Source organism: Haloferax sp. S2CR25 (assembly GCF_031624535.1).
GTDB lineage: Archaea > Halobacteriota > Halobacteria > Halobacteriales > Haloferacaceae > Haloferax > Haloferax massiliensis.
Genome location: NZ_JAMQOO010000002.1, coordinates 168044 through 195037, shown reverse-complemented (window position 1 = coordinate 195037; position 26994 = coordinate 168044). Strand labels below are relative to the sequence as shown.

28 protein-coding genes are annotated in these 26994 nt (G+C 68.3%); 15 read left to right on the top strand and 13 right to left on the bottom strand.

All coding sequences use genetic code 11. From position 1 onward, the window contains the following. The first annotated feature begins 3 nt into the window (after positions 1–3). Together pccA and NDI65_RS06255 are read left to right on the top strand one after the other, a co-directional pair. Entirely contained in the window at positions 4–1812 is a 1809-nt protein-coding gene (pccA, locus tag NDI65_RS06260; protein ID WP_089781430.1) for a propionyl-CoA carboxylase biotin carboxylase/biotin-carboxyl carrier subunit, read from the top strand. 66 nt (positions 1813–1878) lie between these two features. Next, complete coding sequence (locus tag NDI65_RS06255) at positions 1879–2985, top strand: biotin--[acetyl-CoA-carboxylase] ligase (RefSeq protein WP_089781432.1); 1107 nt, start codon at positions 1879–1881, stop codon at positions 2983–2985. Between the two features lie 46 nt (positions 2986–3031). On the opposite strand, the gene NDI65_RS06250 is transcribed toward NDI65_RS06255, so the two are convergent. From NDI65_RS06250 to NDI65_RS06235, 4 genes are all read right to left on the bottom strand, one after another. Next, entirely contained in the window at positions 3032–3586 is a 555-nt protein-coding gene (locus NDI65_RS06250; protein WP_089781434.1) for a universal stress protein, read from the bottom strand. A 133-nt stretch (positions 3587–3719) separates the two neighbouring features. After that, entirely contained in the window at positions 3720–4733 is a 1014-nt protein-coding gene (locus tag NDI65_RS06245; RefSeq protein WP_089781436.1) for an amidohydrolase family protein, read from the bottom strand. A gap of 52 nt (positions 4734–4785) precedes the next feature. Then, on the bottom strand, positions 4786–6009 hold the full coding sequence (locus NDI65_RS06240) for an HD domain-containing protein (protein ID WP_089781438.1): 1224 nt from the start codon (positions 6007–6009) through the stop codon (positions 4786–4788). A gap of 69 nt (positions 6010–6078) precedes the next feature. Then, positions 6079–7251, bottom strand: a complete 1173-nt coding sequence (locus tag NDI65_RS06235; protein ID WP_089781439.1) for an HD domain-containing protein — start codon at positions 7249–7251, stop codon at positions 6079–6081. 126 nt (positions 7252–7377) lie between these two features. Between NDI65_RS06235 and NDI65_RS06230 the strand changes: the two genes are divergently transcribed. The 7 genes from NDI65_RS06230 to NDI65_RS06200 all read left to right on the top strand — a co-directional run bounded on the left by NDI65_RS06230 (position 7378) and on the right by NDI65_RS06200 (position 12153). Continuing rightward, on the top strand, positions 7378–7638 hold the full coding sequence (locus NDI65_RS06230) for a hypothetical protein (protein ID WP_089781441.1): 261 nt from the start codon (positions 7378–7380) through the stop codon (positions 7636–7638). A gap of 116 nt (positions 7639–7754) precedes the next feature. Further along, complete coding sequence (cofD, locus tag NDI65_RS06225) at positions 7755–8747, top strand: 2-phospho-L-lactate transferase (protein WP_089781443.1); 993 nt, start codon at positions 7755–7757, stop codon at positions 8745–8747. Then, the gene (locus NDI65_RS06220; protein ID WP_089781445.1) at positions 8747–9538 is read left to right on the top strand and encodes a tRNA-dihydrouridine synthase; all 792 of its coding nucleotides are present in this window, start codon (positions 8747–8749) and stop codon (positions 9536–9538) included. Before cofD ends, NDI65_RS06220 begins: the two co-directional genes overlap by 1 nt. Then, positions 9538–10398 (top strand): triphosphoribosyl-dephospho-CoA synthase, encoded by an 861-nt coding sequence (locus NDI65_RS06215; RefSeq protein WP_310893485.1) that lies wholly within the window; start codon positions 9538–9540, stop codon positions 10396–10398. The genes NDI65_RS06220 and NDI65_RS06215 overlap by 1 nt, the downstream gene beginning before the upstream one ends. Then, entirely contained in the window at positions 10395–11075 is a 681-nt protein-coding gene (locus NDI65_RS06210) for a DUF447 domain-containing protein (RefSeq protein ID WP_089781449.1), read from the top strand. The genes NDI65_RS06215 and NDI65_RS06210 overlap by 4 nt, the downstream gene beginning before the upstream one ends. 24 nt (positions 11076–11099) lie before the next feature. Next, positions 11100–11288 carry a 30S ribosomal protein S17e gene (locus tag NDI65_RS06205; RefSeq protein WP_004042417.1) on the top strand — a complete coding sequence of 63 codons (189 nt, stop codon included), beginning with the start codon at positions 11100–11102 and terminating at the stop codon, positions 11286–11288. Between the two features lie 208 nt (positions 11289–11496). Further along, positions 11497–12153, top strand: coding sequence for a glycerophosphodiester phosphodiesterase family protein (locus NDI65_RS06200; protein WP_089781451.1), 657 nt, complete (start codon positions 11497–11499; stop codon positions 12151–12153). A gap of 36 nt (positions 12154–12189) precedes the next feature. Here the strand turns inward: NDI65_RS06200 and NDI65_RS06195 are convergent, their stop codons facing one another. The 7 genes from NDI65_RS06195 to NDI65_RS06165 form a co-directional block, all read right to left on the bottom strand. Further along, positions 12190–12492 carry a hypothetical protein gene (locus NDI65_RS06195; RefSeq protein ID WP_089781453.1) on the bottom strand — a complete coding sequence of 101 codons (303 nt, stop codon included), beginning with the start codon at positions 12490–12492 and terminating at the stop codon, positions 12190–12192. Between the two features lie 63 nt (positions 12493–12555). Next, positions 12556–12825 carry an acc operon protein gene (locus tag NDI65_RS06190; RefSeq protein WP_089781455.1) on the bottom strand — a complete coding sequence of 90 codons (270 nt, stop codon included), beginning with the start codon at positions 12823–12825 and terminating at the stop codon, positions 12556–12558. After that, positions 12822–14366, bottom strand: coding sequence for an acyl-CoA carboxylase subunit beta (locus NDI65_RS06185; protein WP_089781738.1), 1545 nt, complete (start codon positions 14364–14366; stop codon positions 12822–12824). The genes NDI65_RS06190 and NDI65_RS06185 overlap by 4 nt, the downstream gene beginning before the upstream one ends. Before the next feature lie 225 nt (positions 14367–14591). Beyond that, entirely contained in the window at positions 14592–16010 is a 1419-nt protein-coding gene (locus tag NDI65_RS06180) for a sodium-dependent transporter (protein WP_007274608.1), read from the bottom strand. Positions 16011–16182: 172 nt separating this feature from the next. Next, entirely contained in the window at positions 16183–17520 is a 1338-nt protein-coding gene (locus tag NDI65_RS06175) for a sodium-dependent transporter (RefSeq protein WP_089781458.1), read from the bottom strand. A 251-nt stretch (positions 17521–17771) separates the two neighbouring features. After that, positions 17772–18479: an SDR family oxidoreductase gene (locus NDI65_RS06170; protein ID WP_089781460.1), complete on the bottom strand. Its 708-nt coding sequence runs from the start codon at positions 18477–18479 to the stop codon at positions 17772–17774. A 132-nt stretch (positions 18480–18611) separates the two neighbouring features. Next, positions 18612–19577 carry an NADPH:quinone reductase gene (locus NDI65_RS06165; protein ID WP_089781463.1) on the bottom strand — a complete coding sequence of 322 codons (966 nt, stop codon included), beginning with the start codon at positions 19575–19577 and terminating at the stop codon, positions 18612–18614. Between the two features lie 44 nt (positions 19578–19621). On the opposite strand from NDI65_RS06165, the gene NDI65_RS06160 reads away from it, so the two are divergent. From NDI65_RS06160 to sucD, 3 genes are all read left to right on the top strand, one after another. Next, positions 19622–20476: a hypothetical protein gene (locus NDI65_RS06160; RefSeq protein ID WP_226908795.1), complete on the top strand. Its 855-nt coding sequence runs from the start codon at positions 19622–19624 to the stop codon at positions 20474–20476. Between the two features lie 310 nt (positions 20477–20786). Then, positions 20787–21932: an ADP-forming succinate--CoA ligase subunit beta gene (sucC, locus tag NDI65_RS06155; RefSeq protein ID WP_089781465.1), complete on the top strand. Its 1146-nt coding sequence runs from the start codon at positions 20787–20789 to the stop codon at positions 21930–21932. Further along, positions 21929–22798, top strand: a complete 870-nt coding sequence (gene sucD, locus NDI65_RS06150) for a succinate--CoA ligase subunit alpha (protein ID WP_089781467.1) — start codon at positions 21929–21931, stop codon at positions 22796–22798. The genes sucC and sucD overlap by 4 nt, the downstream gene beginning before the upstream one ends. 53 nt (positions 22799–22851) lie before the next feature. Here sucD and NDI65_RS06145 read toward each other — a convergent pair whose 3' ends face one another. Further along, positions 22852–23145 carry a hypothetical protein gene (locus tag NDI65_RS06145; protein ID WP_089781469.1) on the bottom strand — a complete coding sequence of 98 codons (294 nt, stop codon included), beginning with the start codon at positions 23143–23145 and terminating at the stop codon, positions 22852–22854. Between the two features lie 161 nt (positions 23146–23306). Between NDI65_RS06145 and NDI65_RS06140 the strand changes: the two genes are divergently transcribed. From NDI65_RS06140 to NDI65_RS06130, 3 genes are all read left to right on the top strand, one after another. Continuing rightward, complete coding sequence (locus tag NDI65_RS06140; RefSeq protein WP_089781471.1) at positions 23307–25604, top strand: methyl-accepting chemotaxis protein; 2298 nt, start codon at positions 23307–23309, stop codon at positions 25602–25604. A gap of 1 nt (position 25605) precedes the next feature. Beyond that, complete coding sequence (locus NDI65_RS06135) at positions 25606–26043, top strand: CBS domain-containing protein (RefSeq protein WP_310893484.1); 438 nt, start codon at positions 25606–25608, stop codon at positions 26041–26043. Between the two features lie 91 nt (positions 26044–26134). Beyond that, positions 26135–26644 carry a DUF2062 domain-containing protein gene (locus NDI65_RS06130; protein ID WP_089781475.1) on the top strand — a complete coding sequence of 170 codons (510 nt, stop codon included), beginning with the start codon at positions 26135–26137 and terminating at the stop codon, positions 26642–26644. Here the strand turns inward: NDI65_RS06130 and NDI65_RS06125 are convergent, their stop codons facing one another. After that, positions 26645–26794, bottom strand: coding sequence for a hypothetical protein (locus NDI65_RS06125; RefSeq protein WP_167344172.1), 150 nt, complete (start codon positions 26792–26794; stop codon positions 26645–26647). Positions 26795–26994 lie beyond the last annotated feature (200 nt).

The window sequence follows — 26994 nt, the reverse complement described above, 5'->3', positions numbered from 1 at the left end:
CAAATGTTCAGCAAGGTTCTCGTCGCCAACCGAGGCGAGATCGCGGTGCGCGTCATGCGCGCCTGCGAGGAGTTAGGAGTCCGGACCGTCGCCGTCTACAGCGAGGCGGACAAACACGGCGGACACGTGCGGTACGCCGACGAGGCGTACAACATCGGTCCCGCCCGCGCGGCCGATTCCTACCTCGACCACGAGTCGGTCATCGAGGCCGCGCGGAAGGCCGACGCCGACGCCATCCACCCCGGCTACGGCTTCCTCGCGGAGAACGCCGCGTTCGCCCGGAAGGTCGAGGAGTCCGAGTTCAAGTGGGTCGGCCCGTCGGCCGACGCCATGGAGCGCCTCGGCGAGAAGACGAAGGCCCGCTCGCTCATGCAGGACGCCGACGTGCCGGTCGTCCCCGGCACGACCGAACCCGCCGACTCCGCGGAGGACGTGAAGGCCGTCGCCGACGAGTTCGGCTACCCGGTCGCAATCAAGGCCGAGGGCGGCGGCGGCGGCCGCGGCCTGAAGGTCGTCCACACCGAGGACGAGGTCGACGAGCAGTTCGAGACGGCCAAACGCGAGGGCGAGGCGTACTTCGACAACGCCTCCGTCTACGTCGAGAAGTACCTCGAAGCGCCGCGGCACATCGAGGTTCAGATTCTCGCCGACGAGCACGGCAACGTCCGCCACCTCGGCGAGCGCGACTGCTCGCTCCAGCGCCGCCACCAGAAGGTCATCGAGGAGGCCCCGTCGCCGGCGCTGTCCGACGACCTCCGCGAGCGCATCGGCGAGGCCGCCCGTCGCGGCGTCCGCGCCGCCGACTACACCAACGCCGGCACCGTGGAGTTCCTCGTCGAGGACGGCGAGTTCTACTTCATGGAGGTCAACACGCGCATTCAGGTCGAACACACCGTCACCGAGGAAGTGACGGGGCTCGACGTGGTGAAGTGGCAGCTGCGCGTCGCCGCCGGCGAGGAACTCGACTTCTCGCAGGACGACGTGGACATCGAGGGCCACTCGATGGAGTTCCGCATCAACGCGGAGGCCCCGGAAAAGGAGTTCGCGCCCGCGACCGGCACGCTCGCGACCTACGACCCGCCGGGCGGCATCGGCGTCCGCATGGACGACGCCGTGCGTCAGGGCGACGAAATCGGCGGCGACTACGACTCGATGATAGCCAAGCTCATCGTCACCGCCTCGGACCGCGAGGAGGTCCTCGCCCGCGCCGAGCGCGCGCTCGCCGAGTTCGACATCGAGGGGCTTCGCACGGTCATCCCGTTCCACCGCCTCATGCTCACCGACGAGGCGTTCCGCGAGGGGAGCCACACGACGAAGTACCTCGACGAGGTGCTCGACCCCGACCGCATCCAGGCCGCCGTCGAGCGCTGGTCGCCCGAGGCCGTCGCCGACGATGACGACGACGACGAGGTCACGGAACGGACCTTCACCGTCGAGGTCAACGGCAAGCGCTTCGAGGTCAGCCTCGAAGAGCGCGGCGCGCCCGCCATCCCGGTCGGCGACGCCTCGGCGAGCGGTTCCAACTCGTCCGGCCCGCGCAAGCGCCGCGACGACGGCGGCGACGGCGGCGACGACGCCCAGCAGATTATCGAGGGCGACGGCGAGTCCGTCACCGCCGAGATGCAGGGGACCATCCTCTCGGTCGAAGTCGAGGAGGGCGACGAGGTCGAACCCGGCGACACCGTCTGCATCCTCGAAGCCATGAAGATGGAAAACGACGTGGTCGCCGAGCGCGGCGGCACCGTCTCGCAGGTTCTCGTCTCCGAGGGCGACAGCGTCGACATGGGCGACGTGCTGCTCGTCCTCGAATAGTCTCGGGGCCTCGGGACCGACGCTCGAACCGCGAACCTCTTTTCCCGCGCGGCGGTACCGACCACCATGAGCGACACGCGACGCGCCCTCCTCGACGCACTCGCCGCGGGCCCCGTCTCCGGGCCCGACCTCGCCGACCGACTTGGCGTCTCCCGCGCCGCGGTCTGGAAACACGTCGAAGCACTCCGCAACGAGGGGTTCGGCGTCGAGAGCGCCGACGACGGTTACGTCGTCACCGACGTCCCGGAGTACGGCGGCCCGGCAATCGAGTACGGCCTCGGCGTCGACTACGACGTGGAGTTCCACGAGACGCTCGACTCCTCGAACGACCGCGCCCGCGAACTCGCCGCCGAGGGCGCGAGCGACGTGGTCGTCGTCGCCCGCGAGCAGACCGCGAGCCGAGGCAGGAAAAGCCGGGAGTGGTCCGCACCGGACGGCGGCGTCTGGATGAGTCTCCTCGTCCGTCCCGACGAACCGCCGGCGTACGCCCCGCTGTACACGCTGGCGATGGCCGTCGCCGTCTGTGACGCGGCGCGCGAGGCCGGGGTTGACGCGAGCATCAAGTGGCCGAACGACGTTATCGTGAGCGAAGCGAACGATAACTCATCTGACTCGTCAGAGTCAGATGTAGTTGCCACGAGCGAAGCGAGTGGCAGTTCGTCTGCGAACGCAGACGGTATTTCCGCGAGCGAAGCGAGCGGGGGCGCACCGGCTCACGCCGGTGACAGTTCGAACGACGCCGACCCGCCAAACAGCCGCGGCTACCGGAAGCTCTGCGGCGTCCTCACCGAGATGGAAGGCGAGGCCGACCGCGTCTCGTGGCTCGTCATCGGTCCCGGAATCAACGTCAACCTCGACCCCGCGGACCTCCCCGAGGGCGCGACGAGTGTCGCCGCGGAAGCGGGTCCCGTCGAGCGCCGCGTGTTCGTCCAGCGGGTGCTCGAACGCTTCGACGAACTGCGCGGCGACCTCGACGCCGTTCTTCCGGCGTGGCGCGAGCGGGCGGACACGCTCGGCAGGCGGGTCCGCGTCCACACCGCGAGCGGCGTCATCGAAGGAGAAGCAGTCGATATCGAACACCCCGGCACGCTCGTCGTCCGAACCGACGAGGGCGAAAAACGAGTTCACGCCGGCGACTGCGAGCACCTGCGCCCGGCCGACGTCGGGCGCTGAGACCGCGACCGGACCCGCGCCGCCGGTCGGCTAGTTCGCTATTCCGCTACTCTCCGCCGTCGGCAGTCGCCGTCGAGTCGGCGGCCGCGTCTGCCTCCGCGGGCGACTCGGGCGCGGCCTCGCCCGGCACCTCGACGGCGTGCTCGTCCGCGTCGTCGTCGCCGCCCTCGATGCGAACGGTCAGGACGGGCACTTTCGACGCGCGGACGACTTTTTCGGCGACCGACCCGAGGAGAAGGCGGTCGATGCCGCCGCGACCGTGGGTTCCCATCACGATGAGGTCGCACCCGCCGCGCTCGGCGAACTCGACGATTTCGCGGCTCGGCGTCCCTTCGAGGACGTGCGTCTCGACGGGGACGCCCTGCGACTCGGCCGCGCGCTCGACTTGGTCGAGGGCCGACTCGGCGTCGGCGCGCAACATGTCGTCGAGCCCCTCCCACGACGATTCCATCGGGAGCCCCGCGAAGCTCCCCGCGTTCACCACGTACACCCCGTGGAGTTCCGCATCGTGGACGGCCGCTAAGGCCGCCGCGTGGACCGCGACGCGCTCGGAGCCGGCTGAGCCGTCGATGGGAACGATGATTCGGTCGTACAACACCATGACACTTGATAACATTTTCTCGGGGTCGGTAATAACCCTTTGCTACGGGAGGAGTACTGCGAGAATAGGTCTGCCCCGTACGCGCTCTGCGGCCCGCCGGGAGCGGATTCCGGAAGCGGGGGGTCGTCCGAACTCAGAGGTACACGTCTTTCACGTCCGCCTGCCCGGCGCGGCGGACGACGGCGCGGACCACGTCTTCGACGCCCGCGAGGTTGTCCGTGTCGCCGTCGAGGACCAGAAGCTTGGCGTCGCGGCCCTCCTCGACGAGGCCGTAGTTCAGCCCGGCGATGTCGGCCCCGTTGACGGTCGCCATGCGGAGGACTTCGGCGGCCGACACGTCCGCCAGCTTGGAGGTGAACTCCATCTCGCGGAACATCGAGGGGCTGTTGAGCATCACGTTGTCCGTGCCGAGCGCGACGGTCGTGCGGTCGACCAGTTCGCGAATCGGCGCGACGCCCGCGTCGGTGACGAGGTTCGACCGCGGGCAGATGACGATGGGTATCTCGCTGTCCTCGACGCGTTCGAGGTGGAGCGCCTCGGGGTGGACCATGTGGACGAGGAAGTCCGGTTCGAGGTCCAACGCGGCGTTGATGTCGTGGGCGTCGCGCTCGCCGGCGTGGATACCGAACAGTTTTCCGGCGGCCTCAGTGGCGTTCCGGAGCGCCCCGAACTCGCCGTCCCGCGCGCCCGACGCGCCGAAGCCGTCGGCGATTTCCATCGCGTCGGCCGTCTCGCGGCCGAGGACGACCGCCTCGATGTCGCGGCCGTCGAGCGCCCGCCGGATGACGTCGACGCCCTCGACGCCGCCCTCGCGGAACTCAAGACAGGCCGCCGTGCCGCCGGCCTCCATCATCCGGAGCGACCGGTGCATCGCGGCGGCCTTCTCCTCGGTGCTGGCCGCGCGGAGCAGTCGGTGTTTCAGCCCGTCCGGCGGTGCGACGAGGTCGTCGAGCGACAGCCCCTCGCCGGCCTCCTTGGCGATGGAGTCGCCGAGGTGGGTGTGGGCGTTGACGAACGCCGGGAGGATGATATCCGTCGAATCGGTCGCCGTCTCCTCGACTGCGGTTATCGTGCCGTCCTCGACGACGACCCGCCCCTCGACCGGGTCGAAGTCGCGGCCGCGGAGTATCGTACCCTCTAATTGCATCGCTCTCGACTGCGTCTCGGCGGTGCTTGAACCTCCCGTCTCGGGACGGCGGCTACTCGAACTCGTCGAGCGTCGCGTTGAGGCCGCTTCTGACCTCGGCGACGAGCGCGCCGTCCACGTCGAGACCGAGCACGTCCGCGGCCGCGCGGCCGACCCGCTCCGTCTCCTCGCGCGGGGCGTAGACGCCGAGTCGCCACTGCTGTTCCTGTGCGGTCCGGAGCGCCTGCACGAGCGGCGACTCCCGCTCCAACTGCCGAATCTCGCCGTTGACCATCACCCGCGACGACGACTCGGTCATCGACGGGCGCGAGGGCACGTCGAGGATGACGGACTCGGACGAGACGTCGGCCGCGTCGGCGATGTCCCGCTCGAACGCCGCGAGCGCGTCGTGTTCGGCGTCGATAATCGAGTCGGGGACGTTCGGCAACTCCGCCCAGACGGCCCGCTTGTAGAGGTCGCGGGTGGCCAGTCGCTCGGCGAACCCCTTCGTCGAGTCGGTGAGTCTGAGCGCGACGAGCAGGTCGGGGTCGTCCATCCGGCGAAGCTCCTCGGCGTCGATGTCGGGCTCGCCGAGCAGTCGCTCCGACGCGCGCCGAAGCATCGCCTTCGAGATGCGCGCGACGTGGTGCTGGTAGACGGTCGGGTTCATGAGCGCCCGGGCGAGAAGCAGGGATTCGGCGGTCTGGACGTTCCCCTCCGCGAGGACCAACTCGCCGTCGACGAACGTCAGCTCTCGAATCAGGCGCTCGTGGTCGATGGTGCCGTAGGGGACGCCGGTGTGGTGGGCGTCGCGCACGAGGTAGTCCATCCGGTCCACGTCCAACTCCCCGGAGACCAACTGGCCGAACTCGCCGTCGCCCTCGACCAGGGCGGCCACGCGCTCGGGGTCTAACCCCTCGTCCGCAAGCGTCTCACCGACGGTTCCGCGGGCGACGAGTTCCTCCACGTCGTCGTGGTACTTGCCGGTGTGGCGGTGGGTCACGTCCTCGATGTTGTGGCTGTAGGGACCGTGGCCCACGTCGTGGAGGAGCGCCGCGGCCTCGACGTGGGCGGCGGCGTCGCCCTCGATGCCGAGATGCGAGAGGGCGCGGGAGGCGAGGTGGTAGACGCCGAGGCTGTGTTCGAACCGCGTGTGGTTCGCGGAGGGGTAGACCAGTTGGACCGTCCCCAACTGTTTGATGTGCCGGAGCCGCTGCATCTCCGGCGTATCGAGGAGGGCTTCGGCCGCGCCCTCGACCTCGATGTGGTCGTGGACGCTGTCCTTGATGGTCGTCATCGTGGGTGAGTCGACCGCCATCGGTGAAAAAGGGTCGGACGGCCGCGTCTCGCCGACTCTCCGCGCGCTTCAGACGGGGGTCGTCACGCGAACCGGGAGCCCGAGCACGTCCACGGCGGCCGCGGCCACCTCGTCGCGGACGGCTTCGGGCGCGTAGACGCCGAGTCGCCACTGCGTCCGCTCAGTCGACCGGAGCGCGCCCACGAGTTCGGAGGCGTCTTCGAGCCGTCGGACGACGCCGTTGACGACGACGCGCGACCGGGACTCCTTGATTCGCGGCCGCGACGGCGCGTCCACGATGACCGAGTCGGGCGACACGTCGGCGGCGTCGGCGATGTCGCGTTCGGCCGCCCGCGTCGCCTCGAAGTCGAGTTCGACCACGTCGGCCGGCACGGCGTCGATGGGGGCCCAGACGGCCCGTTTGTAGAGGTCGCGGCGCTCGATTCGGCGGCCGAGGTCGGGCACGCGCTCGCCGAGGGCGACGAGCAGGTCGTGGTCGGCCATGCGGACGAACTCCTCGATTGGCACGCCGTCGTCGACGAGGCGCTCGGAGGCGCGTTCGAGCATCGCGCCCGCGATGCGGGAGACGTGATGGCGATAGACGGTCGCGTTCATGAGCGCCCGCGCGAGAAGGAGCGATTCGGCGGTCTGGACGTTCCCCTCGGCCAACACGAGTTCGCCGTCCCGGTACCGGAGTTCGCGGACGAGGCGGCCGTGGTCGATAGTGCCGTAGGGGACGCCGGTGTGGTGGGCGTCGCGCACGAGGTAGTCCATCCGGTCCACGTCCAACTCCCCGGAGACCAACTGACCGAGGCCGCCCGCGCCGTCGACCATGTCGGCGACGCGGTCGGGGTCGAGACCGTGGCCGGTCAGGACGTCGCCGACCGCGGTCCCGTCGAGCAGGTGGTGAATCTCGTCGTGGTCGCGGCCGGTCCGCCGGCGGATGAGGTCCTCGGTCTGGTGGCCGTAGGGGCCGTGACCGATGTCGTGGAGGAGCGCGGCGGCGCGGACGTGGGCGGCGCGGTCGCCGTCGACGCCGAGGTGCGAGAGGGCGCGGGAGGCGAGGTGGTAGACGCCGAGGCTGTGTTCGAACCGCGTGTGGCTCGCCGAGGGGTAGACGAGCCGGACCGTCGAGAGCTGTTTGATGTGTCGAAGCCGCTGGAAGGCGGGCGTATCGACCAGTTCGGCGGCCACGGGGTCGAGCGAGATGTAGTCGTGGACGCTGTCCTTGACGGCGGTCATAGCGGGTGTTGTGCGAGAGGCATCAAATAGCCGAGCATTCGGGTCGGCGGAGGGTCGAAAGGCGGGGACGACTCGGAAGCCGCTGCGCCCACAAACCGTTTCACGCGGGGGCGACGAGACGCCGATATGACTCTCCGGTCGGCCTTCGGAAACGCCGTCGGCTACGCCCTCCTCGGCTTCGCGTGTCTCTCCGTGGTCTTCGCGGGCTACTGGGCCGCGATGAGCGCCCTGACCGGCGTGACAGCCGGTCGTGCGATGTTCGTCATGTCCGGCCTCGGGGCGGCCGTGACGACCGGCTTTTCGGGCTACTTCGTCAGGAAGGCGGTCGCCGGACAGGTGATGCCGTCGGAGTTCGACGTGTCGGTGGCCTATCGCGGCGGTCGCTGACGAGCGCCCCACGGGCCCCCTGCCCCGCCCCTAACGCGCCCACAACACCCTGACTGCGACCGGCCGGCGTCTCCGGTGAAGGAACTTTCAAACGGACACTCGCCGTACGGCGCACCATGGTCACCTTCCTCGCCGGGGGTACGGGCACCCCCAAACTCCTCGACGGGGCCGCCGGGGTGTTCGACCCCGCCGAGACGACCGTCGTCGCCAACACCGGCGACGACGTGGAACTCGGCGGCCACCTCGTCTGTCCCGACGTGGACACCGTCCTCTTCGCCGGCGGCGGCGTCCTCGACACCGACCGCTGGTGGGGCGTCGCCGACGACACCACCGCGACCGACGACGAGCTCCACCGCCTCGCCGACGCGGCCGGCCTCGAATCCGGCCCGCGCTACCTCCCCGAGTCGGCCCAGACCGCCGGCCGCGACATCGTCCGCTGGCGGCGCTTTTCGGGCGTCGCGGAGTTCATGGAAATCGGCGACCGCGACCGCGCGGTCCACATCACCCGCACCTCGCTTCTCGACGAGGGGAACACGCTCACCGAGGTCACCCGGACGCTCGCCGACGCCTTCGACCTCGACGTGTCGCTCCGCCCGATGAGCGACGACCCCGTGGCGACGCTGATTCACACCGACGAGGGGACGATGCACTTCCAGGAGTACTGGGTCCACCGCCGCGCCGACCCCGCCGTCCGCGACGTGGAGTTCCGCGGTGCTGACGACGCCGCCATCACCGGCGAAGTCGCCGACGCCCTCGAAGAGCCCGTCGTCGTCGGTCCCTCGAACCCCGTCACGAGCATCGGCCCGATGCTCGCCATCGACGGCTTCGCGGACGCCCTCGCCGACACGCCGGTCGTCGCCGTCTCGCCGTTCGTCGAAGACACCGTGTTCTCCGGCCCCGCCGCCGACCTCATGGAAGGCGTCGGCTACGACCCCTCGACCGCTGGCGTCGCCGAGGCCTACCCCTTCGCCGACGCGTTCGTCCTCGACGCGGACGACGGCACCGACCTCGACCGCCCGGTCGTTCGAACCGACACCCGAATCGACGGCCCGGAAGACGCCGAGCGCGTCGCCCGGGCCGTTTCCGAGGCGCTCGCGGAGGTGTCGTGATGTTCGACCCGCGGGTCGCCGTCGCGAGCCTCAGCGGCGAGTCCGACGCCGCGTGGGCGGACGCCGCGGCACCGCACGTCGGCGCGGCGTTCCTCGGCGGCGTCGCCCTCGATGAGCCCTCGCAGGCGGCGGCCCGCGACCTCGTCGCCCGCGGGCGCTCGGAGTTCCTCGCCGACGACCCGGTCGCCTTCGTCGCCGACCAGCTCGATTCGCTCGCCGGGTTCGACGGCGAAGACCGCTTCGTCGCCGTCAACGTCAGAGCGACCTCGCCCGTCCCGGTTCGGGCGGTCGCGGCCGTCTGCGCCGACCGCGGCGCGGGCGTGGAGATAAACGCCCACTGCCGACAGGACGAACTCCGCGCCGTCGGTTGCGGCGAGACGCTCCTGCGCGACGGCGACCGACTGGCCGACTACGTCGCCGCGGCCGCCGAGTCGAACGCGCCGGTCGGCGCGAAAGTCCGCGCCGAAATCGACGGCGTCGACCTCCCGAGCCTCGCGGCCGCGCTCGCCGACGCGGGGGCCGACTGGCTCCACGTCGACGCGATGGACTCCGAGGCCGTGATTGCCGACGTGGCCGCCGCCGCGCCCGACCTCTTTCTCGTCGCCAACAACGGCGTCCGCGACCGCGCGACGGCGACCGAGTACCTCGACTACGGGGCCGACGCGGTGAGCGTCGGGCGGCCGAGCGACAACCCGACGGTCCTCCGCCGGGTCCGAACCGCCGTGGACGACTGGTTCGCCGAACGCGAGAACGCCGCCGAGTCGGGCGACGACAGCGGGGTGTCGGCCTGATGGTCGCACCAGTCTCAGACCGCGGATTCGGCCCCGCGCGACACGCCGAACTCGCGCTCCTGCTCGAAGTCGCCGGCACGCCCAAACCGGGCAACGTCGACCGCCGACGCGACCTCTCGGACCTACATTTCGAACACTTCCTGACCGGGGCGGTCGGCTCCGCGGCCGGTCTCGAACTGGCCGAATCGGGCGCGTCGGTCGGCGAGGCGTTCGAGGCGGCGGTCGCCGGGATGAGCCGACAGGGCGGCGGCAACACCCAGTTCGGCTGTCTCCTGCTTCTCGTGCCGCTCGTCCGGGCCGCCGCGGACGACGACCGCGACCTCACTCCCGCGGGCGCGACCGACGTGGCCGAATCGACCACCGTCGCCGACGCGGTCGGGTTCTACCGCGCGTTCGAACACGTCGACGTGGCCGTCGGCGAGGTTCCCGAGGACGCCCCGGACCTCGACGTTCGGCGCGGCGGCGACGCCGCCGAGGCGCTCCGAGAGCGCGGAGTCACGCTCTCCGACGTGATGGACCTGAGCGCCGACCGCGACGCCAACGCCCGCGAGTGGACCGGCGGCTTCGCCCGGACCTTCCGCGCGGCCGAGGCCATCCTCGCCGACGACGGCCCCGTCACCGACCGCGTCGCTCGCGCGTTTCTGGACCTGCTCACCGAGGAACCGGATACGCTCGTGGCGACGAACCACGGCGAGGCCGTCGCCCGCGACGTGATGGCCCGCGCGGCCGACGTTTCGGTCCTCGACGAGGCCGAGGAACTGGCCGAGGCGTTCGTCGCCGAGGGTATCAACCCCGGGACGACCGCCGACATCGCCTGCGCGGCGACGTTCGTCGCGCTGGAGCGGGGGGTCCCGCTGTGAGCGACGAGGGCGACTCGGGAACCGAACCCGCGGCCGACTGGCCCGTGGAACTCCGCGGCGTCACCGAGACGGTCGTCGCCACGCTCGGGCCGAACGACCGGTGGAATTTCGCGGCGCTCGGCGTCCACGCGCCCGAGACCGACCGCGGCGACGGCGACGCCTCCGCCGGCAGGCCCGCGAACCCGCCCGCGACCGCGACGACGTGGGGCAACACCCGAACGCGCCGGAACTTCCATCGACGGGGGGGCGGCGTCGTCCAGTTCGTTTCCGACCCGCGGGCGTTCGTCGAGGCCGCGATGACCATTTACGAGCGGGAGTCGCCGGTCCTCGACTCGGCCGACGCGTGGGCCGAAGTCGAGGCGACGCCGGTCGATTCCGGCGCGGACGGCGGGACCGAGTGGGAGACGTGGGAGCTCCGACCCGTCGATGCCGCGGTCGAGCGGACCCGGCCGTTCACCATCAACCGCGGCTTCGGCGCGGTCGTCGACGCGACGGTCGCGGCCTCGCGCCTCGACGTGCCGGCGTTCGACACCGGCGACCTGCTTGACCGGCTCGACTACTTCGCCGAGACGGTCGAGAAATGCGGCGGCGACAGAGAGCGAGAAGCGTTCGCGCGAATCGACGAGTTGACGGGCTGGCGCGAGCGGGCGGCCGCGAGACGGAACGAATCGTTTTAGTGTTCGTCCGGGGAATCTTCCGACATGGCAATCAAGCCCAAGTACGTCAAGCAGCTTGGTAACATCCTGCTGGAGCGATACCCGCAGGCGTTCAACACGGACTTCGAGACGAACAAGGACAGCGTCGAGGAACTGACCACGGTCGAGTCGAAGGGCGTCCGCAACCGCATCGCCGGCTACATCACGCGCAAGAAGGGCGGACAGGGCGCGTAAGTTCGAGTCAGTCGATTCTCTCTGCGAACACATCTTCTCCGGCCCGCGCGGAGCGGCCGCGCCGGTCCGCGCGCGTCGTCGCGCCGTCCCCAGTAAACGATTCCCGTACGTACCGCTCCCGAGCCATCCCCATCGCTCTCCATCGCCCTCCATCGCTCGTGAGCCGACCGGAGGAAGCGTTTAGTCCGCCCTCCCGAGATGCACCGACATGCGCGTCATCGGTCACCGCGGCTGTCCCGCCCTCGCCCCCGAAAACACGCTCGCCGCCTTCGAGGCGGCCGCAACGCGACTCGACTGGGTCGAACTCGACGTCCGACGCTGCGGCTCCGGCGAACTCGTCGTCTTCCACGACGAGACGCTTGACCGCCTGACCGACGCGCGCGGTCGCGTCGCCGACACGAGTCTCGCGGAGTTGCAGGCACTCACCGTCGGCGATTCCGACGAGTCGGTTCCGACGCTCGCCGCGGTGTTCGACGTCCTCCCGGACCGCGTCGCGGTCAACGTCGAACTGAAAGAAAGCGGCCTCGCCGCCGACCTCGCGGCCGTCGTCGCCGACGCGGGAAACGAGATACTCGTCTCGTCGTTCGACGCCGAGGCGCTCCGCGAGGTGCGCGAGGCGAGCGCGCTCCCGGTCGCGTTCCTCTTCGCCGCCGACTGGGAAAGCGCGCTCTCGGTCGCCACCGCTCTCAACTGCGCGGCCGTCCACCCGCACTACGACCTGCTCTCGTCGGCGCGGGTCGAGGAGGCGCACGACCGCGGCTTCGAGGTCAACGCGTGGACGGTCCCCGACCGCGAAGTCGCGCGGCGACTCCGGGAGTACGGCGTGGACGGCGTCGTCGTCGACGACCCGGGAGTCGCGGGGTGAACGACGGGCCACCGACTGCCGGCTACTGACTGCCAACTACCGAGACCGAGCGCCCCCGCGAAACGCTTGAAACGCCGATTGGTCCCGTTTCACACCGAGCGCGAGCGAGACGAGGCCGACGACGATGCAGACTCCGACGACGGCGGTCGGGAGGACGCCGTCGGGGAGGTAGCCGTTTGCCATCCCGAGTTCGACGCAGGACCCGACGAAGACGGCGGCGAGCGCCGCGGAGACGAAGTCGGGTTCGCGCTCGTCGGCGTAGTGTACTGCGACCGCGACGGCGGCGAACCCGGCGAGGACGGCGTTGAGAAACAGCCAGACGAGCGCGGATTGGACCATATTGGACCGACTGACGCCGGGCGAGAATGTAAGCGTTCTGTCGTGAAACCGCAGACCTCCGATTTAGAACCGGTCGACGCGGCCCGAGGCGGCCCACGCGTCGGTCGGCGCGCCGGCGGGGACGCGGCGGCCACAGCCCGTGACCGATTCGAGGCGGCCGGCGTAGCGCCAGCGCTTTTCGTTCCACGTCTCCTCGCCGTCGTCTGCGGCCGCGGCGGCCGCGGCGACCGACTGGTCGTGGAGGTGCGCGCCGACGGCGGCGGCGATGGCCGCGGCCTCCTCGGCGTCGGCGTCGTCCGGAATCAACAGCCCAGACAGCAGTTCGCCGCTCATAGCGGGATGTTGCCGTGTTTCTTGTCGGGCTGGGACTTGCGCTTGGAGTTCAGCATCTGGAGGTCCGAGATGAGTCGCTCGCGGGTCTCACCGGGTTCGATGACGTCGTCGATGAAGCCGCGGTCCGCGGCGGTGTAGGGGTTGGCGAACTCCTCGCGGTACTCCTCGATGAGTTCGTCGCGGCGGGCGTCGGGGTCGTCCGCGGCGTCGAGTTCGTCGCGGTAGAGGATGTTGACCGCGCCCTGCGGGCCCATCACGGCGATTTCGGCGGTCGGCCACGCGTAGTTCACGTCCGCGCCGAGATGCTTTGAGGCCATGACGTCGTACGCGCCGCCGTAGGCCTTGCGCGTGATGACGGTCATGAGGGGGACCGTCGCCTCGGAGTAGGCATAGAGGAGCTTCGCGCCGTGGCGGATGATGCCGTTGTGCTCTTGGTCCGTACCGGGGAGGAAGCCGGGCACGTCCACGAACGAGAGGATGGGGATGTTGAAGGAGTCGCAAAAGCGGATGAAGCGCGCGCCCTTCTCGGAGGCCTCGATGTTGAGGGTGCCGGCGTTCACGCGGGGCTGGTTGGCGACGATGCCGACCGAGCGGCCGTCGAGGCGGCCGAAGCCGACGACGATGTTCTTCGCGAAGTCCTCTTGGACGCCGAAGAACGAGCCCTCGTCGAGGACGCCGTCGAGCACGTCGTGGATGTCGTAGGGCTTGCGGGGCTGATCGGGAACGACCTCGGCGAGGTCGTCGTCGACGCGCTCGGGGTCGTCCCACGGTTCGACCCGGGGCGGGTCCTCGACGTTGTTCTGCGGGAGGTACGAAAGCAGGTGGCGGATGTCGTCGAGCGCCTGCTCTTCGGTGTCGGTGGCGAAGTGGGCGACCCCGCTGGTCGAGGTGTGGGTCGTCGCGCCGCCGAGTTCGTCGAAGGTGACCTCCTCGCCCGTGACCGTCTTGATGACGTCCGGGCCGGTGATGAACATGTGGCTCGTGTCGCGGACCATGAACGTGAAGTCCGTCAGCGCGGGGGAGTACACCGCGCCGCCCGCGCAGGGGCCCATGATGGCCGAAATCTGCGGGATGACGCCCGAGGCCTCGGTGTTGCGGCGGAAGATCTCTCCGAAGCCGCCGAGCGACTGGACGCCCTCCTGAATCCGCGCGCCGGCGGAGTCGTTGAGGCCGACGACGGGCGCGCCGACCTCCATCGCCTTGTCCATCACCTTACAGACCTTCTCGGCGAACACCTCGCCGAGCGAGCCGCCGAAGACGGTGAAGTCGTGGGCGAAGACGAAGACGGTTCGGCCGTCGACCTCGCCGTAGCCGGTGATGACGCCGTCGCCCGGGAGCTTCGTCTCCTCCATGCCGAACTTGTGGTTGCGGTGGGTCCGGAACTGGTCGAACTCGCGGAAGGTGCCGTCGTCGAGGAAGTAGTCGATGCGCTCGCGGGCGGTCATCTTGCCCTTGTCGTGCTGGGAGGCGATTCGGTCCTCGCCGCCGCCCTTCAGGGCTTCCTCGCGCTTCTCGCGGAGTTCGTCGATCCGGTCTTCCATCGTCATGCCAGACCACCTTCGCTCATTGGAGCAACGGTCCGCAGTCCTCGGTCAAAGGAGTTCCGCAATCCGACAACCCTTACTTCGACAGTTGTCGAATAATAGATGGAACAATCATCACAGTTACGCCGCGGTGCGGGTCACTCCTCGCGGTCGCGTCAGTCGAAAACGGAGGAAACAGCGGAAACGGCGTCGAGTCACCGCCCGAACGCGGGGGGTCGCCGCTCAGACGACCGAGTCGGGCTGTCGAAGCCCGAAGAAGGCGGCGGCGGACGCGACGACGGCGACGGCGACGGTCGGCCAGAAGCCGATGGTCGTGTCCACGCCGAAGTGCGTGAGGAGCGTGAACACGAGGAACAGCGGGAGGACGACGCCGACGGCGAAGAGCCACGGCGTGCCGAGGGACTTCCCGAAGTCGCCCGCGCCCGCGGCGAACTCTTCGAGCGCCTCGCGGCCCATGACCCAGCCGACGAACAGGAGGAACGCGGCGAGGCCGGCGGTCAGGAGGACGTTCACGAGCGGCCCGGCGACGAAGCCGAAGACGGCCGGGTTGAACGCGCAGACGGTCCCGGTGACGGCGACGAACGCGGTCATCCCGGACACGGCGCGTCCGCGGGAGACGCCGTACTCGTCGACGAGGAACGCGACGGGGATTTCGAGCATGCTGATGGAACTCGACAGCGCCGCGAGCGTCACGACGGCGAAGAACGCGGTGGCGATGAGCGTCCCCGCGGGGAGTTGCGAGAACGCTCCGGCGAGGCCGACGAACAGCGCGCCCGGCCCGGTGCCGGTCTCGGTCGGGTTGATGCCCTGCGAGAACAGAAGCGGGAAGACGACGAGGCCGGTGATGACCCCGACCGCCGTGTTGAGGATGGCGATGGCGCTCCCGTCGAAGGGAAGCGAGCGGTCCTCGCCGAGGTACGAGGAGTACGTTATCATCGTGCCCGCGCCGAGCGAGAGGGTGAAAAGCGCCTGCCCGGCGGCGGGACCGAGGATGGCGAAGAAGTTCTCGGAGATGACCGAGGGGTCGAACCGGAGGAAGAAGGCGTAGCCCGCGGCCGCGTTGGGCTGGGTCGCGGCCCAGCCGGCGAGCCCGACGAGGAGCACGAGCACGGCGGGCATCATGACCTTCGTGCCGAGTTCGATGCCCTTGCGGACGCCCGCGAAGACGATGAGCGCGGTCAGGCCGAGAAACAGGAGATGGTAGAGCGCCGCGTCGACGCCGGCGGAGACGCCGCCGAAGTACTGGCCCGGATTCGTGAAGTACGCGGGACTCCCGCCGACGACCGCGGCCCCGCTTTCGAGGAGATAGCGGAGAATCCACCCGCCGACGACGCTGTAGAACGAGAGCAACGAGATGCCGGTGACGACCGAGAACGCGCCGACGATACCCCACTTGTTCGACCCCGAGAGGTCCCGGAGCGCGCCGACCGGCGACTTCTTCGCGCGGCGGCCGATGACGAACTCGCCGAGCAGTCCGGGGACGCCGACCAGGAGAACGATGCCGAGGTACACGACGAGGAACGCGCTGCCGCCGTTTTCGGCGGTCTGCCACGGGAACCGCCAGATGTTCCCGAGACCGACCGCGCTGCCGACGGCCGCGAGGATGAACCCGAGCCGTGTTGCCCATGTTTCTCGTGTCATTGCCACCCATTGCCAGTCCACCGGTAAAAGGGCTTTCGAACCGACGATACGTCATCGGAGAAATTTAACGGCTTTGAGTGGTCTACGCGTGAAATTCGCCGTCAGATAGTCGGGAAGAACGCGTCGCTACCGACGATTCCTAGCCGGCCGGAACCCGGGACCGGTCGCCGCCTCAGAGCGGCGGGACGATGGCCGGGCTCTCGGCGAGGAACAGCGTCTGGAGGCCGAGGGCGAGCGTCGCCACGACGGCGACGATGACGAGGGTGCGGGCGAGCCAGAGCCACGTCAGACCGACGCCCTCGCCGAGCCCGCTCCCTTTCATCAGCTCGTCGATGGCGGGCGCGCCGTAGACCCACGCCGCGAAGACGAGGATGCCGAGCACCGAAAGCGGGAGGAGAAGCTGGTAGGCCAGCGTGTCGAACCAGCCGAGCCACGCGGTGTCGATGGCCGAGGGGACGCCGAGCAGGAAGATGGCGCCGCCGAGGCCGACGGCCATCTGCGGGCGGGACACGTCGTAGTTGTCGATGGCCCACGAGACGACGACTTCGAGCAGGCTAATCGCCGACGAGAGCGCCGCGATGAGCACGACCGCGAAGAAGACGAGGCCGATTATCTGACCGCCGGGGATGTCGCCGAACGCGCCGGCGACGCTGATGAACACCGCGCCCGCGCCGCTCGTGTTGGGGTCGATGCCCTGCGCGAACAGCAGCGGGAGGACGACGAGCCCGGCGAGGATGCCGACGAAGCTGTTCAGGAAGACGATGGTGATGCCGTCGCCGAACAGGCTCTGGTCGCCGTCGATGTAGGAGGCGTAGGTGATCATCGCGCCCATGCCGAGCGACAGCGAGAAGAACGCCTGCCCGACCGCGAAGGGGACGATTTCGGCGAGGTTCTCCGAGAGCGCGTTGAAGTCGGGCGAGAGGAAGTACGCGTAGCCCGCCGACGCGCCGGGGAGCGTGAAGGCGAAGACGGCGAGCGCGCCGAGGATGACGACGATGCTCGGCACCATCAGCTTCGTCGCCTTCTCGATGCCGTCTTCGATGCCGGCGGCGACGATGCCGACGACGAGCGCCATGAACACGGCGTGGAGCGCGAGCGCGTCCATCCCGGCGGACACCTGACCGAAGTACTCCGCGGGGGCGGCGAAGTACGCGCCGGTCAGGCTGCCGCCGATGTACCGGAGGACCCAGCCGCCGACGACGCTGTAGTACGACAGAATCCAGAAGCCGGTGAACAGGCCGATAGCGCCGACGACGCGCCACTCCTTGTACCCGAGTTTCTCGAAGGCGCTGATGGTGTTGAGGTTGGCTTTGCGTCCGATGACGAACTCGGCGAGGATGGCCGGGAGGCCGATGCCGAGCGCCGCGACGAGGTAGACGATCAGGAAGGAGGCACCGCCGAATTCGGCGGTCTTGAACGGGAACTGCCAGATGTTCCCGAGGCCGACCGCGCTGCCGACGGCCGCGAGGATGAACCCTGCCCTGGTTGCCCACGTTTCACGTTCGGTCATGTCTATCACCCTGTTGCCGATGTGGGTGTGATAAATGACGCGGTATGCCGTCGCATATCGGAGCGAAAATCAACATAATTCTCCAAGCAACTATACCTCGTGGAACGTTCGTCCGAATTCAGGCCCCGTATCTCCTCATTTTTCTAACGAGTGTCGTGTTCGTGAATCCCTTGCGTACCGCGTAAAAATTCGTGCGCACCGAAACGAATGTCATACCATCTCGTGGCGGATGTTGCCACGAGACGGGCGGCTCAGGCCTCGCCGTACACCGGCACTGCCGCGCCGCTCGTCACGGGGGTCGCGTCCGAACAGAGCGCGAGGACGGTCCGGGCGATTTCCTCGGGTTTCACCCACTTCTCGAAGTCGGCGTCCGACATCATCTCGCGGTTCATCGGCGTGTCGATGACGCTCGGCATGACCGCGTTCGCGCGCACGACGCCGCGGTTCTCCTCGGCGATGGTCTCGGTGAGCAGGCGGACGCCGGCCTTCGACGCCCGGTAGACGCCGTCGCCCTCGCCGCCCTCCAGCGACGAGCGGGCCGAGACGCTCACGACGGAGCCCTCGGTCTCGCGGAGGTGCGGTACCGCGTGTTTCGACGCGAGGAACATCGTCTTGAGGTTCACGTCGAACAGGAAGTCGAAGGTGTCCGCGTCCGTCTCGTCGACGGGCGTCCCGCCGCGCCACGTCCCGGCGATGTTGGCGAGGTGGTCGAGGCGGCCGAAGTCGGAGACGACCGCGTCGACGATACGCGCCACGTCGCCCTCGTCGGTGAAGTCGCCCTCGTAGAACCGAACCTCCTCGGACTCGAAGAAGCCGTCCTCGTCGTCGGGTTCGACCACGTCCGCGGCCGCGACCGACGCGCCCGCCTCGTAGAACGCGCGGGCGACTGCGCCGCCGAGCGCGCCGCTCGCACCGGTCACGAGAGCCACGGTTCCGTCGAAATCGAATACCACGTCCATGTCCGTGCAATACGTGCGCACGGAACATAATTCGGTCGCGGCTGTGCGCCCGTCGGCGACCGGCCGCGCCGTCACCCTCCCGCGTCGGTGACCACCGGCTCGGATTGCGGCGGGCACGACGAGGCGGTCCCGTCAGGGCGTGATGACCAACTTGCCGAGGAAGCTGTCTTCCATGACGGCGCGGTGGGCCTCGGCGGCCTCGTCGAGGTCGTAGGTCCGCGCCACGTCGATTTCGAACTCGCCCGCGCCCATCTGGCCGGCGAGTTCGCGCAGGGGCGCAGAGAGGTCGGGCGTGTTGAACATGCTCATCATCGTCAGCGAGAGGTCCTTGCCGCGGGCCGACGACGACAGGTCGAAGCCGACTTCGGGGTCGTTCTCGCCGATGCCGACGATGCGACCGCCGACGGCGGCCACGTCGGCGTCGAACTGGAGGTAGTCGTCCATCCGGTGGTCGAGCGTCAGGTCCACGCCGTCGCCCGTCGCGGCGTCCACGACGGCCTCGGCGAGGTCGTCGCGGGCGTAGTCGAGGACCACGTCCGCGCCGAGTTCGGATACCCGGTCGTGGTAGTCGGGCGCGGCGGTGACGATGACGCGGGCACCGGACGCGGCGGCGAGTTGGACCGCGGCGTGGCCGACGCCGCCAGAGCCGCCGTGAATCAGGACCGTGTCGCCCAGTTGCATCCGACCGTGGTCGACGAGGGCGCGCCACGCGGTGACGCCGGCGACGCCCGCGCCGCCGGCCGCAACGAGGTCCACGTCGTCCGAGAGGACGGCCAGCCGGTCGGTCGGGACGGCCGCGAACTCGGCGTAGCCGCCGTAGTGGTCCTTGCCGATGCCGGTGCCGACGACGCGGTCGCCCTCCGCGAATCCCGTCACGTTGGCCCCGACCGCCGCGACCGTTCCGGCCACGTCAACGCCGGGAATCATCGGCATCGCGAAGGGTTGGTACGAGCCTTCTCGGAAGTACGTATCCACCGGATTGACGCCCGCGGCCGCGACTTCGACGAGGACCTCGCCCGCCGCCGGTTCGGGCGTGTCGATGTCGTCTACCTGAAGCACGTCGCGTCCGCCGTGGTCGTGGAATCTGACAGCGCGCATAGTTACACAGGAGTTCTTATCCTATTACGTATTTTCCCTACACTATGGACCGAAACCTCGCGCCGTGGCAGAAACGAGACGGTCCAATGTATCTCTCCGAGAAACAACTCTTGAACCGGCTAGTAGAGCATGGGGTTTCCACGCCCGAGGACCTCGCGGAGGACCGGTTTCGAGAGAACGTAATTCGGCTTCAATGCCGCTTGCTCGCCCGCGTAGGGGCAGTCGTGGAAGTCGCTGAAGATACGTTCGAAGCGACCGCATCTGGTGAGGCCATTTTCTCCGAGGAGGGTTGCTCTCCCTGGTTCTCTGGGGAGGATCTCGTCATCGGTGAGGAACTCTGTGTCTCTGACTGGCGTCTCACCGACTTCTCTAAGTTGGACCCGACAGACATCAAGCAGATTAACCTCCAATTCTTCGAAGATCCGGAGAACGACTATCGAATCCTCGACGAGTCGCCAACATATACCCAACAAAAGATTCTCGGAGCTACCGATTGGAAACTAAACCGCTTGCTCCGCGAGTTCCCACGGACAGAATCACTCTCACAGCAGTGCGCGCATTGGATGCGTGCGTTCGCTGGGATTCACACGTTTCCGGATGCGAACCACCGAACAGGCATGGCCTCCTTGTACGGTTTACTGAAGCAGAACGACGTCGAGTTTCCCGACGAAGAGTGGCCGGGCGACCACATCGAGCGTGCCGTACTCCATTCGAAAATAATCCGCGGCCTCCACTCGGATGTGAAATACAATTCCCTGTGGCTGAAAGACGAACTATACGTTAGCTGGCATCGCTACTTCCGAAATTTCCTCTTGGACTGCGAGAACCGCCTGCCGATGAAGCCGACGCTCGAACAGTTACGAAGCGTAATCAATCACGGCCGGGAAAACGGATTTTAGCTTAGACTCGGTCCTCGGCGACCTCGCCGGGAGAACCCATCGCCACGTACTTATCGTGGTTCTTCTCGATGTTCTTGCTGATTAGATCCAGCGTATCTGGGTTCATCTCTGTATGCGATTTAGATTGCATGTACGCAAAAGTGTTTTCCTATCCAGAGCTTCGGGAGTCATCTGCCCGTAGGCGTACCGCACAGACCTCATAGAAAGCATATCTGAAAAGAGAGTTCTTTATCAAGAGAATCTGATACGGTCAACCCTGAACGTAGATGAATGGGATTTAAGCGCGTGCCTTTCCCTCCCACGCATGGTAATGAAGCTTCACGAATACCAGGCGAAGGATATCTTCGCAGAGGCTGGGATTCCGGTGCCAGAGTCCCGTCTCGCGTCGTCGGTAGAGGAAGTCATGGAGGCGGTCGAGGAGATCGGATACCCCGCCGCCATCAAGGCGCAGGTACACGTCGGTGGGCGTGGCAAGGCCGGTGGCATCAAAATCGCTATGAACGAAGACGAGGCTCGGCAGGCCGCAGAGGACATCCTCGGGATGGACCTCAAGGGCTACACCGTCGAGCGGGTGCTCGTCGAGGCGGGCGTCGACTTCGAGAACGAACTGTACGTCGGCATCACGATGGACCGCAGCGAGGGCAAGCCCGTCGCGATGGTCTCGACGGAGGGCGGCGTCAACATCGAGGAAGTCGCGGAAGAGACCCCCGAGGCAATCGCCCGCGAGCACATCGACCCCGCGTTCGGCCTGCACCCCTATCAGGCCCGCAAGGTCGTCTTCGAGGCGGGTATCCCCCGCGACGTCGCCTTCGACGTCGCCTCGTTCCTCACGACGCTGTACGACCTCTACGAGTCGAACGACGCGTCGGACATCGAAATCAACCCCGTCATGATCACCTCGGACCGCGACATCGTCGCCGCGGACGCCGTCATGAACATCGACGACGACGCCCTGTTCCGTCACGACGACCTCGCGGCGATGGAAGAGGACTCCTACGAGGACGAACTCGAAGCCAAGGCCGGCGAGTACGGCTTCGACTACGTCCGTCTCTCGGGTAACGTCGGCATCATCGGCAACGGTGCCGGTCTCGTCATGACGACGCTCGACCTCGTGGACTACTTCGGCGGCGAACCCGCCAACTTCCTCGACATCGGCGGCGGCGCGAAGGCCGAGCGCGTGGCGAACGCGCTGGACATGGTCTTCTCCGACGAGAACGTCGACTCCGTCGTGTTCAACATCTTCGGCGGCATCACCCGCGGCGACGAGGTCGCCAAGGGTATCAACGAGGCGCTGGAGAGCTTCGACGAGATTCCCAAGCCGGTCGTCGTCCGCCTCGCGGGCACGAACGCCGAGGAGGGAATGGAGATTCTGAACACGGACCTCGTACAGGTCGAGGGGACGCTGGAGGACGCCGTCCAGCGTGCCGTCGGGAACGCACAGGAGGTGTCCCAATGAGCATTTTCGTCGACGACGACACGCGAGTAGTTGTACAGGGTATCACGGGCGGCGAAGGCAAGTTCCACACCCGCCAGATGGTGGAGTACGGCACGAACGTCGTCGCCGGGACCTCCCCCGGAAAGGGCGGTCAGGACGTCGACGGCATCCCCGTCTACGACACCGTCGAAGAGGCGGTCGACGAGGAAGACGCCAACGCCTCCGTCGTGTTCGTCCCGCCGGCGTTCGCCGGCGACGCCATCTTCGAGGCGCTCGACACGGACCTCGACCTCGTCGTCGCCATCACCGAGGGCGTCCCGACGCAGGACATGGCCAAGGTGAACAAGCGCCTGTCTGAGACCGACACGCGCCTCATCGGCCCCAACTGTCCGGGCATCATCACGCCCGGCGAGGCCAAGCTCGGCATCCTCCCCGGCAACATCTTCGAGGAGGGGAACGTCGGCCTCGTCTCCCGCTCCGGCACGCTCACCTATCAGGTCGTCTCGAACCTGACCGAGCGCGGCATCGGCCAGACCACCGCCATCGGCATCGGCGGCGACCCCATCATCGGCACGTCGTTCGTCGACGCCCTCGAAGCGTTCGAGAACGACCCCGACACGCACGCCGTCGTCATGTGCGGCGAAATCGGCGGCGAGGACGAAGAGCAGGCCGCGAAGTTCATCGCGGAGAACATGGACACGCCCGTCGCCGGCTTCATCGCCGGCCGCACGGCCCCGCCGGGCAAGCGCATGGGTCACGCCGGCGCTATCGTCTCCGGGTCGGGAACGGGCACCGCCGAGTCCAAGATTTCCGCCCTCAACGACGCGGGCGTCCCCGTCGGCGACACCCCTAACGAGGTCGCCGACCACATCGAAGACTTCCTCTAAGCCCGCTTCGAGCGCGGGGTTCTCCCGCGTCGATTCTTCTCGGTTCTTTTTCCTCATCGCAACGCCGCCCCGCACAGTCCACAGCGCCCGCCGTCGGCCGCGTTCGGTACGCCGCACTCTCGGCAGACAGTCGTCCGCCGCCGCGACTTCTCCCGCGCGGACCGCAGGAACGTCGTCGGGTCGAGCGACGTCCCGGTCGTCCCGCCGCCCTCGTCGACTCTGTCGAGGACGCGCTCGACGAGGGCGTCCTCGCGCATGGCGTCGAGCAACCTGACGAACCCGACGAACAGGAGCGACGGCGCGACGATGCAAAAGCCCGCCACGAGCAGGCGGAACTCGGTTTCCATGTGGCTTGCTAGCTTCCGACAGACGTATGGTTGACGCTCGGGTCGGACCGGCTCGTGGTCCGCGGCCGCCGGAGCCTGTTCGGCCGTCGCCGCGACGCTATATTATCTCGTTTGATATTCGGACGCGCGGATTTATGCCTCGCATTCGGTTCGGTACGGTAATGGCCGAAAATCTCGTTTTGGAGGCCGAATCACGGCTTCCTGATGCGATTACGGAGAGCTACACGCGGCGGCTCGTCGCCGCGATGCTGCTCGTTTCAGTCCTCGTCGCCGGCGTCGGAGCCGTCCAGTATCAACAGACGGCATCCACGATAGACGAGAACGCCCGCGCCGACCTGCTCACCGAGGCCGAACGCGAGGCCCTGCAGGTGGACACGTGGTTCGACGAGCGCGAACGCCTCGCGACCATCGTCGCCGACGACCCCGCCGCCGGGAGCACGCTCGACGGGCGGTCCTCGGCGACCCTGACGGCCGCGAAAGCGGAGATGCCCGCGGACGTGGCCGCGCTCCACTTCGTCGACACCGAGACGACGACCGTCATCGGGTCGTCCGAGGAGGGCGCGGTCGGGACGACGCTGTTCGAAGGCGGATCGCTCCCGCTCCCCGCGAGCGCCGACCTCTCGGACGACGGCGTCGAGCGAACCACGGTCTACGTCGAAGACGGCGTCGCCTACATGGGCTTCGTCGCGCCGCTCCCGTCCATCGAGCCGCGCGCAATCGTCCTCGTCGCCGAGGCGTCCTCGCTCGGGGCCGCGCTCGACGGCAACCGCATCGACGGCGGCTTCACCCAGCTCGTGACGACCGACGGGAACGTCCTCTACGACGGCGGCGGCGGCCGGTCGAACGTCGCCTATCCCGCGGCCGAGGCGTCCGAACTCGACGACGCCTTCGCCGGCGAGACGGGCGTCACCCGCCTCGCCCCGGTCGAGGGCTTCGTCTCCTCGCCGCACGTCGTCGCGCACGTTCCCGTCTCCGGCGGCGTGCTCCTCCTGCACGCCCCCGCGAGCAGCGTCTTTGCCCTCTCCCGCAGCGTCGGCCTCCAGATTGCGACGCTGCTGGCGCTCTCGATACTCGGCTTCGTCGTCTTCGCGCTCATCGTCCGCGGGAACACCGCGCGCCCGCTCGTCGACCTCGCGTCGACCGTCGCCGCGCTCCGCGACGGCGACCTCGGCGTCGACCTCGAAACCGACCGGAAAGACGAGTTCGGACAGGTCGTCCGCGGCATCGGCAACCTCCGGGACGACCTCCGCGACCAGCGGACCGACGCCCGGACCTACAGCGAGGCGATGACCCGCGCGGCCGACGGCGACCTCCGCGTGCGCCTCCCGACCGACTCCGAGAGCCGCGACATGGCGACCGTCGCCGCCGCGTACAACGAGATGATGGACGACATCGAACAGACCGTCGGCACGGTCAAGACGTTCGGCGAGGACGTGGCGACGCTCGCCGACCGCGTGGCCGACCGCGCCGACGACGTGTCCGCCGCGAGCGAGGAGGTGTCGGCGTCGGTCCAGCAGATTTCCGAGGGCGCGAGCGAGCAGACCGACAGCCTCGTCGCCGCCGCCGACGAGATAAACGACCTTTCTGCGTCCATCCAGCAGATTGCCTCGTCGGCCGACGAACTCGTCCGGCTCACCGAGGAGGCCGAGGCGCGCTCGCTCGACGGTCAGACCGCCGCCACCGACGCCCTCGACGACATCGACGCCGTGCGCGCCGAGACGGAGGCGACCGTGGGCGAGGTCCGCGAACTCGACGACCGCCTCGCCCGAATCGAGGAAATCGTCGAGGTCATCACCGACATCGCCGAACAGACCGACATCCTCGCGCTCAACGCGAACATCGAGGCCGCCCGCGCGGGCGAGGCCGGCGAGGGGTTCGCCGTCGTCTCCAACGAGGTCAAACAGCTCGCACAGGAGACGAAGTCCTCGGCGGGCGACATCGAGTCGCTCGTCGCCGAAATCGAGACCCAGCGCGACGCCGTCGTCTCCCGCATCGAACGCATGCAGGCGCAGGTCGAAGAGAGCGCCACCTCGGTCGACGAGGCGCTGTCCTCCTTCGACGGCATCGTCGAGCGCGTCGAGGAGACGACCGCGAGCGTCCACGAGATTTCGGACGCCACGGGCAGTCAGGCCGACTCCTCCCAAGAGGTGCTCTCGATGACCGACGAAATCGCGGGCATCTCCGAGGAGACCGCCGCCGAGGCCGAGAACGTCTCCGCGACCGCGGAAGAACAGAGCGCCGCGCTCGTCGACGTCAACGGTGACGTGCGCGAGCTCTCGTCGCACGTGAGCCACCTCGACGACCTCTTGGACGCGTTCGAGGTCGACGACGGCGACGACGTGGCCGCGACCGTCGACGACGTGCTCGGCGAGGACGCGACGGGCGGTCCCGACCCGGACCAGACCCCCGCCGCATCCGAGTCGCGCCCCGACCGAGAACCCTCGCCCGCGGACGACTGAGATGCGCGTCGACGACATCATGACCGAGGAGGTTGCGACCGTCGAACTGGGGTCGAGCGTCGCCGACTGCGCGCGAACCATGCTCCGCGAGGGCGCGGGGAGCGTCGTCGTGATGGCCGACGGCGGTCCCGCGGGCATCGTCACCGAGTCGGACGCGCTCCGCGCCGGCGTGGCGAGCGGGAAGCCGCTTTCGGCGGTCCCGGCCCGCGCGGTCATGTCGAGTCCCATCAAGTGGATTCGACCGGACTCCACGACGCGCGTGGCCGCCGAGAAAATGCGCGAAACGAAGGTGAAAAAGCTCGTCGTCGTCGACGGCTCGGAGATGGTCGGCATCGTGACCGCCATGGACATCGCCTTCCACCTCTCTGACGTGGCCCGCGGCGTCGGCCAGATGATAGAACTCAAGGACAAGTGGGAGTCGGACCGGCGGTTCCGCTGACCGTCGCTGGCCGCTGTCCCGCGGTGACTGGTAGCATCGAACAGTCACCGGCGAAGCGTTGATTACGCCGTCTCGCGTCTAGTCGCGACGAGTGTACGACCGTCTCGCGTCGATTCGTCCCCGCGTCCGGTCCGGCCTCGAACGAGCGTTCGCGGCGGACCACACACCTCACGAGGTGGCCGCCAGCTTCGCGTTCGGCGTCTTCTTCGTGGCCATGCCCACCGCGGGGACCGCCCTCGCGCTGTTCGCCCTCATCGGCTACTTCGTCGAGCGGGCGAGCCGACTCGCGCTCGTCGCCACGCTCGTCGTGTTCAACCCGCCCGTCAAGTGGGCGGTCTACGGCGCGAGCTTCTGGCTCGGCTCGCACCTGCTCGGCCCGGTTCCGGGAACGTCCGTCGCCGACGTGTCGCTCAGTTCCGGCGTCGACATCCTGTTCCGACAGCTCGTCGGCAACACGATTCTCGCGGCCGTCCTCGCCGTCGTCGGCTACGCGGTGACGCTCCAACTGGCGCGTCTGCACCACCGGCGACAGCCGTCTGCGTCGCCGGCGGGAACCGCCGAGAGTCGAAGCGACGACGCCCGACCCGACGTGCCGTCGTGACTACCGCTGTGTCCGCTCGTTTCTGCCCTCCTCGAACGCCCGGAGCGACTGGATGAGCTTGTAGCCCAGATAGACGACCGCGAGCGGGATGAGGAGCAACAGGCCGAGGATGACGAGTTCGGGACCGCCGGGAATCTGCAGGAGGGTCATGGGCGGAATTCGCGGGCCGTGAGGATAGTAGTTGGGTGGGACGTGGTGTTGTGTCGGGTGACACGCTCGCTCCGCTCGCGTGAACCTCACTCGCAACGCTCCGCGACTCACGGCTCCGCCGTTCGTTTTACTGCGACACTGCGTGTCGCACGTCGCTCGCTGGTTCAAATCTGCCCGGAACCACGTACACGACGTCGACG